Source organism: Nonomuraea lactucae (assembly GCF_003313395.1).
Lineage (GTDB): Bacteria > Actinomycetota > Actinomycetes > Streptosporangiales > Streptosporangiaceae > Nonomuraea > Nonomuraea lactucae.
On sequence record NZ_QNFZ01000025.1, the window covers coordinates 1 to 1,174 of the forward strand.

Below are 1,174 nucleotides of genomic sequence, written 5' to 3' on the forward strand. Positions count from 1 at the left end.
AAAAACACAGGTCCGTGCGAAGTCGTAAGACGATGTATACGGACTGACGCCTGCCCGGTGCCGGAACGTTAAGGGGAGCGCTTAGCTGGCGTAAGCTGGCGAAGGTGAGAACTTAAGCGCCGGTAAACGGCGGTGGTAACTATAACCATCCTAAGGTAGCGAAATTCCTTGTCGGGTAAGTTCCGACCTGCACGAATGGCGTAACGACTTCCCCGCTGTGTAAGTTCCGACCTGCACGAATGGCGTAACGACTTCCCCGCTGTCTCAACCGCAGACCCGGCGAAATTGCATTACGAGTAAAGATGCTCGTTACGCGCAGCAGGACGGAAAGACCCCGGGACCTTCACTACAGCTTGACATTGGCGTTTGGAGCGTCTTGTGTAGGATAGGTGGGAGACTGGGAAGCTCGGACGCTAGTTCGGGTGGAGTCATTGGTGAAATACCACTCTGGTCGTTTTGAACGTCTAACTCTGGTCCGTGATCCGGATCGGGGACAGTGTCTGGTGGGTAGTTTAACTGGGGCGGTTGCCTCCTAAAGGGTAACGGAGGCGCCCAAAGGTTCCCTCAGCCTGGTTGGTAATCAGGTGTCGAGTGTAAGTGCACAAGGGAGCTTGACTGTGAGACTGACGGGTCGAGCAGGAGCGAAAGCTGGGACTAGTGATCCGGCATCGGCATGTGGAAGCGGTGTCGCTCAACGGCTAAAAGGTACCCCGGGGATAACAGGCTGATCTTCCCCAAGAGTCCATATCGACGGGATGGTTTGGCACCTCGATGTCGGCTCGTCGCATCCTGGGGCTGGAGTAGGTCCCAAGGGTTGGGCTGTTCGCCCATTAAAGCGGTACGCGAGCTGGGTTTAGAACGTCGCGAGACAGTTCGGTCCCTATCCGCTGCGCGCGTAGGAGACTTGAAAGGGGCTGTCCCTAGTACGAGAGGACCGGGACGGACGAACCTCTGGTGTGCCAGTTGTACCGCCAGGTGCACGGCTGGTTGGCTACGTTCGGAAGGGATAACCGCTGAAAGCATCTAAGCGGGAAGCTCGCCTTGAGATGAGGTCTCCCACCACGAGAGTGGGTAAGGCTCCCGGTAGACGACCGGGTTGATAGGCCGGAGGTGGAAGCGCGGTAACGTGTGGAGCTGACCGGTACTAATAGGCCGAGGACTTGACCACAAAGCG

The 1,174-nt window shown here is 57.2% G+C and carries 1 rRNA gene; it reads left to right on the plus strand.

The window, feature by feature from the left end:
- Positions 1-1,168, plus strand: a 23S ribosomal RNA gene (locus DQW85_RS01525); the annotation flags it as partial.
- Positions 1,169-1,174: the final 6 nt, after the last annotated feature.